Source organism: Xanthomonas citri pv. mangiferaeindicae (assembly GCA_002240395.1).
GTDB lineage: Bacteria > Pseudomonadota > Gammaproteobacteria > Xanthomonadales > Xanthomonadaceae > Luteimonas > Luteimonas citri_A.
Window position 1 is genome coordinate 1,804,011 of record CP016836.1, and the last position, 15,719, is coordinate 1,819,729.

Sequence of the window (15,719 nt, forward strand, 5' to 3'; positions counted from 1 at the left end):
GCTGGCCGCGTTCGACGTCACATCGATGAACCGCGCGCGGTGTCGACGACCGCCATTCACCGCTGCTTCGCGCAGGCCGCCGAAAACTCGGCCGACCCTTTCCCCAGGAGCCTTTTCGATGAAGACCACCCTGATCCGTGGCCTGGCGCTCGCGCTGTCTCTGACCGCCGGTGCCGCCGTTGCGCAGGACGCGATGACCAGCGCCCAGGTCCGCACCGCGCTGACCGACGGCGGCTATACCGACGTGACTGATCTCGAGTTCAAGGATGGCTTGTGGAAGGCCGACGCCAAGGATGCCAATGGGCGCAAGATCGATGTCCGTCTGGATCCGGCGACCGGTCGCGTGTATCCGGACAATGCCGGCGCAACGACGCTGGGTGAGGCCGATATCCGCGCCAAGCTCACCGCCGCCGGCTTCACCAAAATCGAGGACGTGAAGTTCGATGACGGCCTGTGGGAGGCCGAGGCCGATACTCGCGAAGGGCAGCGCGTCGACCTCAAGCTCGACCCGCAGGACGGACGCGTCATCAGCCAGTCGCGCGACTGATCGCCGCGCAACGTTGCATGTGCGACCAACGCCCGGCGCAAGCCGGGCGTTGTCGTATCGGGGCGTCGCGTGCGAATGGCCGCAACGACACCGCGGGCTTGTGGATCAGTTGCCGCGATCGGGACGCGGCACGTCGTCGGGCATTGCGTCGCGAACGCAGTTGGCGGCAGTGCGCGGTTGGTCGGGGGTTGCGACCAGACACTGCGCCGCGGCCTGGGCCCAGCGCGAGACGGCATCGCGTCGGTCGGCCAGCGCCCCGGTGTCGACCAGCCAGCGCGCGATGTCGAGCATGCGTTGACGATCGTCGAGCGAGGCGACCGCATCAAGCGCCGCGGCGCTGACCACGAAACTGTGCGCGAAGGCCGCGGTCGCCCGCTCGGCGGTCTGCGCCGGATCCATCCGCCCGTCGTCGGCCACGAGCAGGCCCTGCAGGCGGATCGCCTCGCGTGCCTTGAGATCGCCGGCCGAACCGATGCTCGTGCGCAGCATGACCGTCGTGCCCAATGCGCCGATGAAGATGCCGCCGAGCAGCACGAACACCGCGCCGATCACCATGGGCGTGCGCGATGCGGGCTCGGCCCGGGGAGTCGGATCGGGATGGGTCACGCCTGGCCTCCTGTCTCGGCCACGGCGGCCGGGCCGCCTAGGCTAGCGCAGCCAGCCGGCGAGTTCCTCGCGACTGAGGCGGCCATCGCGATTGCTGTCCACCGCGTCGAACTCCGCCAAGAGCGTGGGATGGGCGCGCGCCTCGGCGCGGCTGATGTAGCCGTCGCCGTTGACGTCGAGCGCGGCGAAATCGATCCGATAGGGGCTTGTCGTCGCCGGACGCGGCTCGTAGGAGCGGATGATCACCTGCTGGCCATCGGCGCCTTCGTAGGTCACCACCCCGGTCTGGCGGCCGGTCTGCGACGACACCGCCGGTGGGTCGGCGACTGGCTCCAGCGCGCTGGTACTGACCTGTGCGAAGGCAGCGTCGGGCAGCGCGAGCGCGATCAGCGCGGCAGGCAGCAGGCGGCGGTGGGACATGGCGTGCTCCTGTGGACGAGGGCATCTACGATGCCGCGTCGATGCCATGCGGAACATGAACGCGGTCGCATCGCAGCGAGCTACGCGGCGCGCTGGCGCAACTGCAGCACGACCGTCTGCACGACCAGCAGCGTCGCGATGCCCAGCGCCACCCAGGCCGAGGTCGTCGCCCCGGCCAGTGGCCAGTCGGTCTGCTTGATCCACACTGCGAACAGCCCCCACAGCGCGACCGCCGCGTAGGCTGCGTTACCGCGCATGCGCGCATTGAGCGCCAGCAACAGTGCTGCCGCGATCGCCCACAGCGCCAGGCTCCAGCCGAGCATGCGCGAGGTCGACAGCCACTGGTAGGCGACGATCGTCTGGGCGACGTTGAGGAACGCGGCCAGCGACAACCAACCCGCGTGCAGCGACAGCGCCAGCCAGGCGATACGCCGGCCGTGCGCGGCGCTGCCGTCCGACAGCCGCACTGCGCACCAGGCCAGGCAGGCCAGTGCGCCGACGATCACCGCCACGCAGGCGATGAAGAGGCCTGCCGAGAACAACGGCATCCAGATCGTGGTCAGCGCGAACCCCAGGGCGGCGACCGGGGCGATGCGCGCGAGCAACGCATCGTGACGGCGCGCGCCGGTTGCCTGCCAGGTGGCGTAGGCGATGTCGAGGACGAAGATCAGGCCCCAGACCGAGAACGCGTAGCCCGCCGCGACCAGCAGTGTCGGGTAGCGGCCCGACACCGTGGCCTGGTCCGGCCCGAACGCACCGGTCTGCGACAGCCAGCCGACGATGGGCATGGCAAGCGAACACAGCAGGACGAGCAGGCGCATGGACGCGATCCAGAAGTCGACCGCGGGCATGGTCGCACGGCCGCGTGACGGCTGCGCGGTGCAGGCCAGGGACGATGCGGCCGATCGGGCGGGGGGTTCAGGCAGCCATGCCGCTCTGTCGCAGCAGCGCGGCGATGTCGGGATCGCGGCCGCGGAACGCGCGGAAGTTCTCGGCCGCATCGCGGCTGCCGCCGCGCGTCAGGATCTCGTCGCGGAACCGCGCGCCGGTCTGCGCCAGGCGGTCCGGGGCGTCCTCGAACGCAGCATAGGCATCGGCGCTGAGCACCTCGGCCCATTTGTAGCTGTAGTAGCCGGCCGCGTAACCGCCGGCGAAGATGTGCGCGAACTGGTGCGGGAACCGGTGCCAGGCCGGCGTGCGCAGCACCGCGACCTCGTCGCGCACGCGCTCGAGCAGGGCCAGCGCGTCGTCCTGGGCAGGATCGAAGCCGGCATGCAACTGCATGTCGAACAGGGCGAACTCGATCTGGCGCAGCGTCTGCAGGCCGCTGTGGAAATTGCGCGCGGCCAGCATGCGGTCGAACAGATCACGCGGCAGCGGCGTGCCTGTCTCCACGTGCGCGGTCATCGCTTCGACGCGCGGCCATTCCCAGCAGAAGTTCTCCATGAACTGGCTCGGCAGTTCCACCGCGTCCCATTCCACGCCGTTGATGCCGGCGATCGGCAGTTCGCCGACCGCGGTCAGCAACTGGTGCAGGCCGTGACCCATCTCGTGGAACAGCGTGGTCACCTCGCTGTGGGTGAACGTCGCCGGGCGCCCGTCGGCGCCGCGGCCGAAGTTGCATACCAGGTACACCAGCGGGGTCTGCACGCGATCGCCACTCGCGCGGCGGTTGCGGCAGTCGTCCATCCACGCGCCGCCGCGCTTGCCTTCGCGCGCGTACAGGTCGAGATAGAACTGCCCGACCAGCTTGCCGTCGCCGTCGACCAGTCGGTAGAAGCGTACGTCCGGGTGCCAGACCGGCGCGCGGTCGGGCTCGACGCGCAGGCCGTAGAGCGCGTGGATCAGATCGAACAGGCCGGCGAGCACGCGGTCTTGGGTGAAGTACTGTTTGACCGTCTGCGCCGAGTAGTCGTAGCGCGCCTGGCGCAGGCGCTCGGCGGCGAAGGCGACGTCCCAGGGCTGCAGCGCGTCCAGGCCCAGCGTGTCGCGCGCGAACGTCTCGAGCGCGTCGCGGTCGTGCTCGGCATGCGGGCGGGCACGTGCCGCGAGGTCGCGCAGAAAGCCGAGCACGTCGTCCGGCGAGGTCGCCATCTTGGTCGCCAGCGATAGGCTGGCGTAGTCCTCAAAGCCCAGCAACGCGGCCTGCTCGGCGCGCAGCGTCAGGATCCGGGCGATCAACGGGCCGTTGTCGCGCTCGGCGGGCCCGGCCTCGGACGCGCGCAGGCCGTAGGCGCGGTACAGCGTCTCGCGCAGCGCGCGATCCTCGGCGTAGGTCTGCACCGGCAGATAGCAGGGCATCTGCAGCGTGAGCGTCCAACCGGACTGGCCGGCTTTCTCGGCGGTCGCGCGCGCTGCGGCAACGACATCGTCGGGCAGTCCGGCCAGCCGCGCGGCATCGTCGATATGCAGCGAGAACGCATCGGTCGCATCGAGCACGTGCTCGGAGAACTGCGCCGACAGCGCGGCGAGTTCTTGGCGAACCTTCGACAGCCGCGCCTTGCCCTCGGCGTCGAGCGCGGCACCGCCGAGGCGGAAGTCGCGCAGCGCATGGGCGATCACCCGCCGGCGCAGCGGATCGAGGCCGAGCGCATCGGCCTCGTCGGACAGACGCCGGTACTGGGCGTACAGCGCCTCGTCCTGGGCAAGGGCATTGAAGAAGGCGGTCACCTTCGGCAGCGCGGCGTTGTAGGCGGCGCGCAGTTCGGGGGTGTTGACCACGGCGTTCAGATGCGAGACCTGGTTCCAGGCGCGTCCCAGCCGCTCGGTCGCATCTTCGAGCGGGACGACGACTTGCTCCCAGCCCACCGGCTGGGTCCGACCGGCGACGGCCAGCGCCGCCTCGGCCTCGGCGACGAGCGCATCGATGGCTGGCTGCACGTGCGCCGGTGCGATGGCGTCGAAATGGGGCAGGCCGGAGAAGTCGAGCAGCGGATTGGTCATCGTCGGGCACAGCGGCGTGGGGGCATCCGATTCTAGGGGCTCGCGACGTTGCGCGATGTCGTCGACGGCTTCGCTCCTCGGCAGGAACCGGGGTCAGAGTGCAATTTCGCGACGCGAAATTGCACTCTGACCCCGGTTTTTCTTGAGCGAAAGTGCGTGGCGTCCGGCCGGCGGTCCGGGGCGCACCGAAGTCGCGCCTCAACGCTTCGGAGGTAGGCGCGTTCTTGAACGGACCAGCTGCCAGGTTGCCCGCAGCCTGTGCATGCACGCGGGCTATATCGAGACAAAGGCACGCACGCGATGCGCTCCCCGCGATGGACGGACAGCGTTATCGTGGAGGACTCCCACGCCGCGTGCCGCTGACCGCCCCATGCATTCGATCGAAGTCGTCCTGGTGATGCTGCTGGCCGTCGTCGTCAGCGGTTACCTGACTCGCGTGCTGCAGCGCTGGCTGCCGCTGCCGTTGCCGGTGGTGCAGATCGCATTGGGTGCGACGATCGCGGGAGTGTTCGGGCGGGGCGTCACGCTCGATCCGCACCTGTTCTTCGTGCTGTTCCTGCCGCCGCTGCTGTTCCTCGACGGCTGGCGGATTCCCAAGAGCGGCCTGTTCCGCGACCGCGGCGTGATCCTGCAGCTGGCGCTGGGGCTGGTGGTGTTCACCGTGCTCGGCGCCGGCCTGCTGATCCACTGGATGATCCCGGCGATGCCGCTGGCGGTGGCGTTCGCGCTGGCCGCTATCCTGTCGCCGACCGACCCCGTGGCGGTGTCGTCGATCGCCGCGCGTGCGCCGATTCCGTCGCGCGTCATGCACATCCTGGAGGGCGAGTCGCTGCTCAACGACGCCTCGGGCCTGGTGTGCTTCCGCTTCGCGGTGGCCGCGGCGCTGACCGGCGGCTTCTCGCTGCTGTCGGCCTCGCTGACCTTCCTGTGGGTGGCCCTGGCCGGGGTCGCGGTCGGCGCGGCGCTGACCATCGCGATCAATCGCGGGCATGCGCTGGTCTCACGCGTGTTCGGCGAGGAGGCGGGCACGCCGATCCTGATCAGCCTGCTGACGCCGTTCGGCGCCTACTTGCTGGCCGAGCAGATCGGCGCCTCGGGCATCCTTGCCGCGGTCGCGGCCGGCATCACGATGAGCTATGTCGAGCTCAGCGGCCGCGCCCTGGCCACGACTCGGGTGCAGCGCGCCGCCGTCTGGGACACGGTGCAGTTCTCGCTCAACGGCATCATCTTCGTGCTGCTGGGCGAGCAGTTGCCGTGGATCGTCGACCGCGCGGTGAGTACAGTGCGCGAGGCCGGCCACGTCACGCCGTGGTGGCTGGTGGTCTACGTGCTGGCGATCTACGCCGGCCTGTTCGCGCTGCGCTTCGCCTGGGTGTGGGTGACGTTGCGCATCGCGCTGTCGCGCAGCGGTGCGCGGCGGCGGCTGCCCGAATGGCGGCTGGTGGCGGCGATGTCGCTGGCCGGCGTGCGCGGGGCGATCACGCTGGCGGGCGTGCTGACGCTGCCGCTGGCGCTGTACGACGGCTCGCCGTTCCCGGCGCGCGATCTGGCGATCTTCCTGGCGGCGGCGGTGATCCTGATCTCCCTGCTGCTCGGCAGCCTGGTCTTGCCGCGGCTGCTGCGCGGGCTCACCGCGCCGGTCGAGGGCGAGGGCGACCGCGAGATGGACCTGGCCCGGCACGAGGGCGCGGTCGCCGCGGTGGCGGCCGTGGAGCGCGCGCAGCATGCGTTGCCGGGCGCCAAATCCGATCCCGACCTCTACGCCAGCGCCGCGGTGCGGGTCATGGCGCTGTACCAGGACCGGCTGCGCCGCGAGGCAGGCGGCGGCATCGACGCCGAGGAACTGCGCCGCGCCGACGATGCCGAGCGCGCGCTGCGTATCGCGGCCGTTGCGGCCGAGCGCGAATGTATCTATGGCCTTGCCCGCCATCGCCGGATCTCCGACGAGATCGCCCGTCGGCTGGTTCGCGACCTCGACCTGCTCGAGGCGCGCTACCGCTGACCGCTTACGGCGCCGTCGCCTGTTCCATCTGCTCGAGCAGGGCGAAGGCGACGCTCCGCGATGTCCCGCACATGTCCTGCGCCGGGCGCAGCGAGCCGCAGAACGCGGGCCGCTCGGGGCGGCCGAACAGCCGGCAGCGCAGCGCTTCGTCGAGCTGCACGCACGCCACGCCGGCCGGCTTGCCGTCGGGCATGCCGGGAATCGGCGAGGTGATCGACGGCGCGATACAGCACGCCGCGCAGGCCGGACGACAGTCCATCGCGCGCAGCATCAGCGGCGCCGGCGCACGACCGCCAGTGCCAGCAGGATCAGGCCCGTCGCCTCGATCATCGATAGGCTGATGCCGATCACGCCGAAGAACAGGCCCGTCGCCGCGGCCGATAGCGCAATACTGACCGCATAGGCCTGCAGCAGCGGGTAGGTCACCGCCGCGAGCAACTGGCCGGTCAGCATGACGCCGAACCCCCAGGCCGCCAGCCGCACGGCCAGCGGATCGTCCGCGCGTTTCTGCAGCACGAGCGTGAGCGCGACACCGAGCGCGATCAGCAGCGGCAGGCGGGCCGGCACTTGCGTGAGCACTGCCGCCAACACGGCATGGGCATCCATCGTCGCGGCCCTTAGTCCGCGCTGACCAGCGCGACGTTGCGCGCCTGCAGCAGCGCGAACACCGGATCGGTCTCCGGGCGCACGCCGTGCCAGAGCGCGAAGCTCTCGGCCGCCTGCTCGACCAGCATGCCCAGGCCGTCGATCGCATCGCGCACGCCGTGGGCGCGCGCCCAGGCCAGGAACGGCACCGACGCCTCGCCGTAGTTGAGGTCGACCGCGGCGGTGCGCATGCCCACCAGCGCGCGCGGCAGCGCCGGGAAGCTGCCGTTGCGTCCGGCAGAGGTGGCATTGACGATCAGATCGAACTCGCCCGACTCGCCGACGCGTTCGAGGTAACGCGGATGCACCCGGCCTGGCTCGCCGAGCGCATCGGCCAGCGCGTCGGCGCGCTCGGGCGTGCGGTTGACGATCGTCAGGCCGTCGACACCGGCCTCCAGCAGCGCGCCGGCGACACCGCGCGCCGAGCCGCCGGCGCCGATCAGCAACGTCCGCCGCCCGCGCAGGTCGAGGCCGTGGCGATCGGTCAGGTCGCGGACCAGGCCAGCACCGTCGGTGTTGTCGCCATGCCAGCTCGTGCCGCGGCGCACCAGCGTATTGACCGCGCCCACGCGCTGCGCGCGTTCGGAATGGGTGTCGGCCAATGCGAACGCCGCCTCTTTCAGCGGCAGCGTGACGTTGGCGCCGGCGCCGCCCGATGTCGCGAAGGCCGTCACCGCCTCGGCGAAGGCCGAGGGCGCGGCATCGATCGCGGTGTAATCGATCGCGATGCCGGTCTGCTGCCCGAACGCGGCATGGATCTGCGGCGACAGCGAATGGGCGATGGGATGGCCAAACACGGCGTAGCGGGGGCTGGGCATCGGGCGACTCGGGCAGGCGGCGCGCCGGTCCGGCGCGTGACGAGTCTAGGGCATGCCATCGGCCTTGGCAGGCGCGCGCCGGGACGAATCAGCCGCAGTGCAGGATGCGGCCACGGCCAGGACGCGGTATACACGGAAGCGCAAGCAGGGGGACGCAGCGAGCCAGGGGGCGCGGCGGCATCGAGAGGGTCGGGCGGGGACGGCAGCCATGCCGTGCGCGTCGGGCATGTCACCGGTGAATCACCGTCATCTGAAAAGGGGAGTTTTCGCATGTCACGTATCCACATACTTGGCGGGGCTTCGGTCCTGCTCGGCGTCGTTGCCGTCGCCGCCGCAAGTACCGTCATTCCCGGCGCCGAACCCGCGGCCCGGCAGGCGCTGCAATCGGCCCGTCAGGGCGTAGGCGCGCTGCTGGGCACGGCCCCGGTCGCCTCTGCCGCCACGCCACGCGGCGGATCGCCCGCACCGGCCGCACAAGGCCCGGGGCGCTACATCGTGGTCCTAGACGATCCGGCCCTGGCCGGCTACACCGGCGGCGTCGCGGGGCTGGCAGCGCCGGCCAAGCGCCGCGAGGGCCAGCGCTTGGACGTGCGCAGTGCCCCGGCGCGCAGCTACGTCGGCTATCTGCAGCGGCGGCAGCGCGAAGTCGAAAGCGACATCGCGCTGGATCTGGGCCGCTCGCTACGGGTCGAGCGCCGGATGCAGCATGCGATCAACGGCCTCGTCGTCGAGTTGGCGCCCGCCGAGGCGGCGAAGGTCGCCGCGCGCAGCGACGTGCGCTTCGTCGAGCCCTATCGCGAGTACGCACTCGACACCGACACCGGGCCCGGTCTGATCGGCGCACCGGCCTTGTGGAACGGGGCGATCGGCGGCCTGGGCGCGCTGCAGGGCGAGGGCGTGGTGGTCGGCATCCTCGATTCGGGCATCAACTTCGGCTCGCCCTCGTTCTCGGCGGTCGACCCGGTCGACGGCTACGTCCACATCAATCCGCTCAGTAGCGGCACGTATCTGGGCACCTGCGCGCCCGGCGGCATCGATGCCGGCCGCTGCAACGACAAGCTGATCGGCGGCTACGACTTCGTCTGCGAGGCGCCGGGGCTGACCTGCGGCCGCGAGGGCATCCGCGAGGAGCCCGGCTTCGGCGACACCAACAGCCACGGCAGCCATGTGGCCTCCACCGTCGCCGGCAACCGCCGCAACGTGGTCTTCAGCGGCAACTCGCGTGCGATCTCCGGGGTGGCGCCACGCGCGAACATCGTTGCGTTCGACATCTGCTACACCCGACTGTCGGACGGCCTGGGCCTGTGCCCGAATGTCTCGGCGGTGGCCGCGGTCGAGCAGGCGCTCGCCGACGGCATCGTCGACGTCATCAACTACTCGATCGGCGGTGGTGGCCAGCCATGGAGCGAAGCGGTCTCGCTGGCGTTCCTGTCGGCCACCGAGGCCGGCATCTACGTCGCGGCCTCGGCCGGCAACAGCGGTCCGGCCGCCAACAGCATGGGCCACCTCGAGCCCTGGGTCGCCTCGACCGGCGCGGCGCAGCACGGCCGCGGCGGCTTCGCGTCCGCATTGCAGGTCACGGGTCCGGCGCCGGTGCCCGAGCCGCTGTCGCTGATCCTGCTGACCGAAGGCACCGGCGGCACGCCGCACACCGCCAGCATTCCCGGCACCACGCGCCTACGGATCAGCGCCGGGATCGACGGGGGCACGGACGGCTGCAGCGCCTATGCTGCAGGCACGTTCCAGAACGCGATCGCGGTCGTGCGCCGCGGCAGCTGCGCGTTCTCCGACAAGGCCGCGAACGCAGCCGCAGCCGGTGCGGTCGCGGTGCTGATCGCCAACAACGCGGCGGGCGGTCTGATCCCGTCCGTGCCCGGTGCGACCGTGCCGGTGTTCTCGGTGACCCAGGCCGAGGGCAATGCGTTGCGCGATTTCGCTGCAACGCGGCCCAACGCGACCGCCGGCATCGGCTACCCGCCGCTGCCCACCCCCAATGTGCCCGACGCGCTCGGCGACTTCAGCTCGCGCGGACCGGCCGGGACCTTCAACCTGCTCAAGCCCGACGTGGTCGCGCCCGGCGTGTCGATCCTGGCCACGGTGGCCGGCGAGACCATCACCGGCTACGAGAACGCGTTGGGCCTGATGAACGGCACGTCGATGGCCTCGCCGCACCATGCCGGTGCCGCCGCGCTGCTGCGCCAGGCGCGGCAGGACTGGTCGGTGCCCGAGATCAAGTCGGCGCTGGCGCTGACCGCCAAGACCCTGGTGTACACCGAGGACCAGGTCACGCCCGGCACGCCGTTCGATCGCGGCAGCGGCCGCATCCGCGTCGACCGCGCGGCCGAGGCCGGGCTGTTGATGCATGAGACCGGCGCGCGCTACCTGGCGGCCAACCCGGCGCAGGGCGGCGATGTCGCCAATCTCAACCAGCCGGGCCTGGCCAACCGCAACTGCCAGACCAGCTGCAGCTTCGTGCGCACCTTCCGCAATCCGCATGCCCAGGCCTCGACCTGGCGGGTGCGCGTTGCCGGCGTCACGGCGACGGCCGTGCCGTCGCAGCTGCGGGTGCCGGCCGGTGCCAGCGTCAGCCTGCGCATCACGGTCGATGCGCGCAGCCTGCCGGCCGACGGCAGCTGGCGCTTCGGTGAGGTCACGCTCGAGCCGGTCGGCGGCGCGCTGGGTCCGCAGCGCACCGCGCTGACGCTTCCGGTTGCGGTGGCCCGCCAGGCCAACTGAAGCCACGCGTTTGGCACCTCCCCCGCACTGCGGGGGAGGTCGACGCGCCCAGCGGGTCGGATGGGGGCACGGAACTCGCGCCGGAAAGCGCCCCCATCCCAGCCTTTCACCCGTGAAAGGCGCAGTGCCCCGTAATGGTGGAAGGTGCGAAGCAGCACAGCGTGCAGTTCACCTCCCCCGCATTGCGGGGGAGGTCGACACGCAACGCGTGTCGGGTGGGGGCACGGGCCTGCCACGGGACAGCGCCCCCATCCCAGCCTTCCACCCGTGAAGGGCGCAATGCCCCGCATCGCGGGGGAAGGTGCGAAGCGGCGCAGCGCGCAGTTCACCTCGCCCGCGTGCGGAAGGGCCGAGGGCGGAACCGCGCGCGATTCGCCGTCCGTGGGGAGACCGGCGCGGCGGCTCAGCCCTCGCGCAGCCAGCGGGCGGCGTCGAGGGCGAAGTACGTCAGCACGCCGTCGGCGCCCGCGCGCTTGAAACCCAGCAATGATTCGAGCGCGCACTTGCGCTCGTCGAGCCAGCCGTTGGCGGCTGCCGCCTTGAGCATCGCGTACTCGCCGCTGACCTGATAGGCGAACACCGGCACGGCGAACTCGGTCTTGGCGCGGCGCACGATGTCCAGGTACGGCATGCCGGGCTTGACCATGATCATGTCCGCGCCCTCGTCGAGGTCCTGCGCGATCTCGCGCATCGCTTCGTCCGAGTTGCCCGGGTCCATCTGGTAGGTCGCCTTGTCGGCCTTGCCCAGCGCGCCGGCCGAGCCGACCGCATCGCGGAACGGGCCGTAGAACGCGCTCGCGTACTTGGCGGCGTAGGCGAGGATGCGCACATGCACATGCGCGTCGGCTTCGAACGCGGCACGGATCGCACCAATGCGTCCGTCCATCATGTCGCTGGGCGCGACGATGTCGGCGCCGGCGTGCGCATGCGACAGCGCCTGGCGCACCAGTGCCTCGACGGTCACGTCGTTGAGCACGTAACCGGCCTCGTCGATGATCCCGTCCTGGCCGTGGGTGGTGTAGGGGTCGAGCGCGACGTCGGTGATCACGCCCAGCTCCGGAAAGCGTGCCTTGAGCGCACGCACCGCGCGCTGGCACAGGCCTGCATCGTCCCAGGCAGCGGCGGCGTCGAGCGACTTGGCCTCCGGCGCGGTAACCGGGAACAGCGCCAGCGCGGGCACGCGCAGTTCGCTCGCGACTTCGGCCACGCGCAGCAGTTCATCGATCGACAGGCGCTCGACACCGGGCATCGACGGCACCGCGGCGCGCCCGTTGGCTTCGTGCACGAAGACCGGGTAGATCAGGTCGTCGGCGGTGAGCGTGGATTCGCGCATCAATCGGCGCGAGAAATCGTCGCGGCGCATCCGCCGCATGCGGGTATCGAGTCTGATCATCCGGCGATTCTACGCCGCCACTGGCGCTGTACCCTGCGACGCCGGGTCGCAGGGCGCGGTGTGGACGCGCGACGGCGAGGCCCGCTCAGCCGAGGTCGTGGACGCCGTCGATCTCCACCGCCAGCTCGCGCCGGCAGATCGCCGCGTGCAGCAGGACCCGCGGCACGTCATCGCCGAAGCGGGCATCGAGGGCGTCGGCCACGATCGGCAGGTCCTCGGCATCGCGCACATAGACCTTCAGCCGCGATCCTGCACCGAAGGCGTCCGGCAGACTGGGCCGACGCGCGCGCGCCGAGGCGATCAGCGCGTCGAAATTGGTGAAGGTCTCATCGAGCTGGGCCAGCAGTTCGCCCTCGTGCAGCGAGGCGTGCCCGACCACGCTGGCCGTGCCCGAGAGCATCAACGGCATCGGGCTGCCCTCGGGCGGCAGCATCGCGCGGGCGAAGCTGGGCGCCTGCGGCCCGTATTGGCGCGGATAGCGGTAGGCGCTGACCTGGCGCGGATTCTCCACCGGCGTGCCAGGCAGGCGCGCGGCCAGCCAGTAGATCTGGATCGTGCGCGCCGCGTCGCAGCGGCCGATCGCGGTCGCGGCCGGCAGGTGCGAGGTGTCGAAATCGCCCAGGCCGCGGGCGCGGCCGACGCAGAACTGGCGATAGCGCTCGGTGTCCCCGTCGCCCAGCGTGATCGCATCGAGGTAGTTCCAGATCCGCAGAAGATGCGGGTGGTCGCCGGCTTCGACGAAGCGCGTGAGTTGCCGGTAGGCATGCTCGGCCGCCAGTGCGATGCCGCTGTGATCGCCCTCGCCGGTGTGGCCGGCAGGCTCGTCGACCTCGATCGCGCCGAACAGCAACGCGCCGTCGCTCGACCAGGCGATCTCGCCGTCGCGGCCGCTGTGCACTGGCGCATGCGCGTGCCAGACCTCGATCGGCGCAGCGCCATGCGGCTGCAACGGCACGCGCAGCCAGCGCGGATCGTCGATCCTGGGCGCGTCGTCGCCGAATCCAAATGCCGCGAGTACGTCGGGCTGGGCGAGCAGTTGCGCCGGGTCCTGCCCGTGCACGTACTCCACGCGCAGCCGCGGCAGCGGATGCGGCGTCACCGGGGCAGGGCGGCTCACGGGTTACCGCCGTGCAGCGTGTCGCCGCGGAAGGTGACGCGGGCCTGGCGGCGTCGCGTGCGCCAGCCGCGCAGTGCCCGAGGTGCGATCGCGATCGCATTGAGCGCATAGATCATGCGGAATACGTACAGGCGCCAGCGCACCGCCGCATTGTCGAAAACGTCTCCGGCCAGCATCGAGATCACCGCCTGCTCCAGTTGCAGATCGTTGCGGGGCGCCGAGAACAGCCGCTGCATGACCGGCGTGTTGAAGCGATAGATGAACCACGTGAAGTGTCGCAGGCCACGGTCGAGCCGGGCCTGCATCGCGCGCTGCAGCCTGGCCTCGCGTGCCGGCGCGCGCAGCGACGCATCGACCAGTGCCGCGGCCTGCCGGGCGCTGTCCATGGCCAAAAACACGCCCGACGAAAAGATCGGGTCGACGAACGCGTAGGCATCGCCGATCAGGATCCAGCCCGGCCCGGCCATACGCGTGGCGGCATACGAGTAGTTGCCGGTGGCGTGGACCGGGGCGATGCGCTCGGCGCCGTGCATGCGCGCGCGCACGGCCGGGTTGGCTTCCAGCGTGCGCATCAGCAGCGTCTCGTTGTCGATGCGGCCGCCGTCGGCGCTGCGCTGGCGCAAGTACTCGGGCAAGCACACCGCGCCTACGCTCATCACATCGTCGGGCAGCGGGATGAGCCAGAACCAGCCATGCTCGAAGCGCGCGATCGTGATGTTGCCGGCATCGATGCCGGGCTGGCGGGCCACGCCGCGGAAATGGCTGAACAGCGCCGCCGACTGGTGCGTCGGATTCTTGCGCTTGAGCCGGCGCTGCGCCGCCACCACGGTATCGCGGCCGCTGGCGTCGATCAGGTAGCGCGGCCGCAGCGCCAGCGTGCTGCCATCGGCTTTGATTGCATCCACGCGTTCGGGCCGGCCGTCCGCGCCGAATGCCACGTGCACCACGCGCGTGCACTCGTGCATGTCCGCGCCACAGGCGCGCGCGTGCTCGAACAGCACCTGGTCGAACTGGTCACGGCGCACGTGCACGGCGGCATCGGGGCCGGGCGTGAGCGTGCGGGTGAAGCGGAATACATGGCTCTTGGCCTCGCCGGGCAGCGGAAAGTCGGCGCCGGCCTTGTGCACGCCGATCGCGCGGACCTGGTCGAGCACACCCAGTTCTTCGAGGATCGGCATGTTCATCGGCAACAGCGACTCACCGATGTGGAACCGGGGATGGGCGTCCTTCTCCAGCACGACCACTTGGTGACCAGCACGCGCGAGCAAGGCCGCCGCGGTGCTGCCGGCCGGCCCGCCGCCGATGATCACCACGTCGGCCTGCAGAGCGGGAGCATCGGTGGCAACGGTCGGGGCGGGGGTCATCCAGGGAAACAGCGGTCGGCCAGAGCAGGCGCGCATCATAGCGGAAGGCCGGTGGACCGCTGTCGGCAGGGGGGGCGGCACCGGGCGCTTGCGCGGCCAGGCCCGATGCCGGATCGTGGCGACCTGCCCACCGATGGAACACCGCATGTCCGCACAAACCGAGGCCGAGCACGCGCTCGCGCAGTTGCTGGTCGAAAGCCTGAACCTGGAGGATGTCCAGCCCGGCGACATCGATCCCGAGGCGCCGCTGTTCAATGCCGGGCTGGGCCTGGACTCGATCGACGCGCTGGAGCTGGCGCTGGCAGTGAGCAAGCGCTACGGCTTCCAGCTGCGCTCGGACAATGACGAGAACCGCAAGATCTTCGCCTCGCTGCGGGCGCTGTCGGCGCACGTCGAGCAGCACCGCACCACTTGATCGCCCTGCTGCAACTGCTGCTGGCCCTGGGCTACGCGGTCCTGGCTCACCTGGCCAGCCTGTGGCAGCACGATGGCTGCGCGCTCGCCGCGCTGGGCCTGTTGATCGCGATGCTGCTGGTCGAGCCGCTGCTGCACCGCCGGCTGTGGGCGTTCGTGGCGCTGCCGCTGGCTGGCTGGGGTGCGTTCGCACTGTACGAGTCGGGCCAGGCCGCGTTGCCGCTGCTGCTGGTGCCGGTGGTGTTCGTGCTGGCGATCGCCTGGATCTTCGCGCGCACCCTGCGCCCCGGCGTCGAGCCGCTGATCACCCGGATCGTGGCCGGGATCGAAGGCGGCGATCCGCAGGACATCGCACCCGACCTGCGACGCTACACCCGCGGCCTGACCGCGGCGTGGGCGGCGGTGCTGGTGGTGATGGCTGCGGCCAACCTGGGATTGGCGCTCGTGGCGAGCCCCGGCGGGTTGCTCGAGCGCCTGGGGATCGCCTCACCCTGGACGATCACCCCCGAGCAGTGGTCCTGGTTCGCCAATCTGCTCAACTATGGGGTCATCGGCGGCTTCTTTGCGCTCGAGTTCATGGTCCGCAAGCGGCGCTTCCCCGGCCGCTACCACAGTTTCGCGGATTTTCTGCGCAAGCTCGTGGGGCTGGGGCCGGTGTTCTGGCGCGACCTGCTGCGCTGAACCCGGTGGGCACGCGCAGTCCGGGCGCGATCC

The 15,719-nt window shown here is 70.9% G+C and carries 15 protein-coding genes; 5 read left to right on the plus strand and 10 right to left on the minus strand.

Going from position 1 to position 15,719, the window contains the following annotated elements; genetic code table 11:
* Positions 1-118 precede the first annotated feature (118 nt).
* Entirely contained in the window at positions 119-547 is a 429-nt protein-coding gene (locus tag BEN78_07790; GenBank protein ASR43289.1) for a hypothetical protein, read from the plus strand.
* Positions 548-652: 105 nt separating this feature from the next.
* Here BEN78_07790 and BEN78_07795 read toward each other — a convergent pair whose 3' ends face one another.
* The 4 genes from BEN78_07795 to BEN78_07810 form a co-directional block, all read right to left on the minus strand.
* Positions 653-1,102, minus strand: a complete 450-nt coding sequence (locus BEN78_07795) for a hypothetical protein (protein ASR43290.1) — start codon at positions 1,100-1,102, stop codon at positions 653-655.
* Between the two features lie 93 nt (positions 1,103-1,195).
* Positions 1,196-1,573, minus strand: coding sequence for a hypothetical protein (locus BEN78_07800; GenBank protein ASR43291.1), 378 nt, complete (start codon positions 1,571-1,573; stop codon positions 1,196-1,198).
* Positions 1,574-1,653: 80 nt separating this feature from the next.
* The gene (locus BEN78_07805) at positions 1,654-2,394 is read right to left on the minus strand and encodes a hypothetical protein (GenBank protein ASR45008.1); all 741 of its coding nucleotides are present in this window, start codon (positions 2,392-2,394) and stop codon (positions 1,654-1,656) included.
* A gap of 97 nt (positions 2,395-2,491) precedes the next feature.
* A complete protein-coding gene (locus BEN78_07810) occupies positions 2,492-4,516 on the minus strand; it encodes an oligopeptidase A (protein ASR43292.1) in 2,025 nt (674 codons plus the stop codon).
* 370 nt (positions 4,517-4,886) lie between these two features.
* Between BEN78_07810 and BEN78_07815 the strand changes: the two genes are divergently transcribed.
* A complete protein-coding gene (locus tag BEN78_07815; GenBank protein ASR43293.1) occupies positions 4,887-6,518 on the plus strand; it encodes a Na+/H+ antiporter in 1,632 nt (543 codons plus the stop codon).
* Between the two features lie 4 nt (positions 6,519-6,522).
* Here the strand turns inward: BEN78_07815 and BEN78_07820 are convergent, their stop codons facing one another.
* From BEN78_07820 to BEN78_07830, 3 genes are read right to left on the minus strand one after another with little or no spacing between them, the layout of a single operon-like run.
* Entirely contained in the window at positions 6,523-6,789 is a 267-nt protein-coding gene (locus BEN78_07820; protein ASR43294.1) for a hypothetical protein, read from the minus strand.
* On the minus strand, positions 6,789-7,124 hold the full coding sequence (locus BEN78_07825; protein ASR43295.1) for a hypothetical protein: 336 nt from the start codon (positions 7,122-7,124) through the stop codon (positions 6,789-6,791). Before BEN78_07825 ends, BEN78_07820 begins: the two co-directional genes overlap by 1 nt.
* An 11-nt stretch (positions 7,125-7,135) precedes the next feature.
* The gene (locus BEN78_07830; protein ID ASR43296.1) at positions 7,136-7,981 is read right to left on the minus strand and encodes a shikimate dehydrogenase; all 846 of its coding nucleotides are present in this window, start codon (positions 7,979-7,981) and stop codon (positions 7,136-7,138) included.
* A 270-nt stretch (positions 7,982-8,251) separates the two neighbouring features.
* Here BEN78_07830 and BEN78_07835 point away from each other — a divergent pair, with 270 nt between their 5' ends.
* On the plus strand, positions 8,252-10,717 hold the full coding sequence (locus tag BEN78_07835; GenBank protein ASR43297.1) for a hypothetical protein: 2,466 nt from the start codon (positions 8,252-8,254) through the stop codon (positions 10,715-10,717).
* 403 nt (positions 10,718-11,120) lie between these two features.
* Here BEN78_07835 and BEN78_07840 read toward each other — a convergent pair whose 3' ends face one another.
* From BEN78_07840 to BEN78_07850, 3 genes are all read right to left on the minus strand, one after another.
* Positions 11,121-12,110: a delta-aminolevulinic acid dehydratase gene (locus BEN78_07840; GenBank protein ID ASR43298.1), complete on the minus strand. Its 990-nt coding sequence runs from the start codon at positions 12,108-12,110 to the stop codon at positions 11,121-11,123.
* Between the two features lie 85 nt (positions 12,111-12,195).
* Positions 12,196-13,227 carry a pteridine-dependent deoxygenase gene (locus BEN78_07845; GenBank protein ASR43299.1) on the minus strand — a complete coding sequence of 344 codons (1,032 nt, stop codon included), beginning with the start codon at positions 13,225-13,227 and terminating at the stop codon, positions 12,196-12,198.
* Positions 13,224-14,591 (minus strand): hydroxylase, encoded by a 1,368-nt coding sequence (locus tag BEN78_07850; protein ASR43300.1) that lies wholly within the window; start codon positions 14,589-14,591, stop codon positions 13,224-13,226. The genes BEN78_07845 and BEN78_07850 overlap by 4 nt, the downstream gene beginning before the upstream one ends.
* Before the next feature lie 145 nt (positions 14,592-14,736).
* Here BEN78_07850 and BEN78_07855 point away from each other — a divergent pair, with 145 nt between their 5' ends.
* Positions 14,737-15,006 carry an acyl carrier protein gene (locus BEN78_07855; protein ASR45009.1) on the plus strand — a complete coding sequence of 90 codons (270 nt, stop codon included), beginning with the start codon at positions 14,737-14,739 and terminating at the stop codon, positions 15,004-15,006.
* 14 nt (positions 15,007-15,020) lie between these two features.
* Positions 15,021-15,686 (plus strand): hypothetical protein, encoded by a 666-nt coding sequence (locus BEN78_07860; GenBank protein ID ASR45010.1) that lies wholly within the window; start codon positions 15,021-15,023, stop codon positions 15,684-15,686.
* The last annotated feature ends 33 nt before the right edge of the window (positions 15,687-15,719 follow it).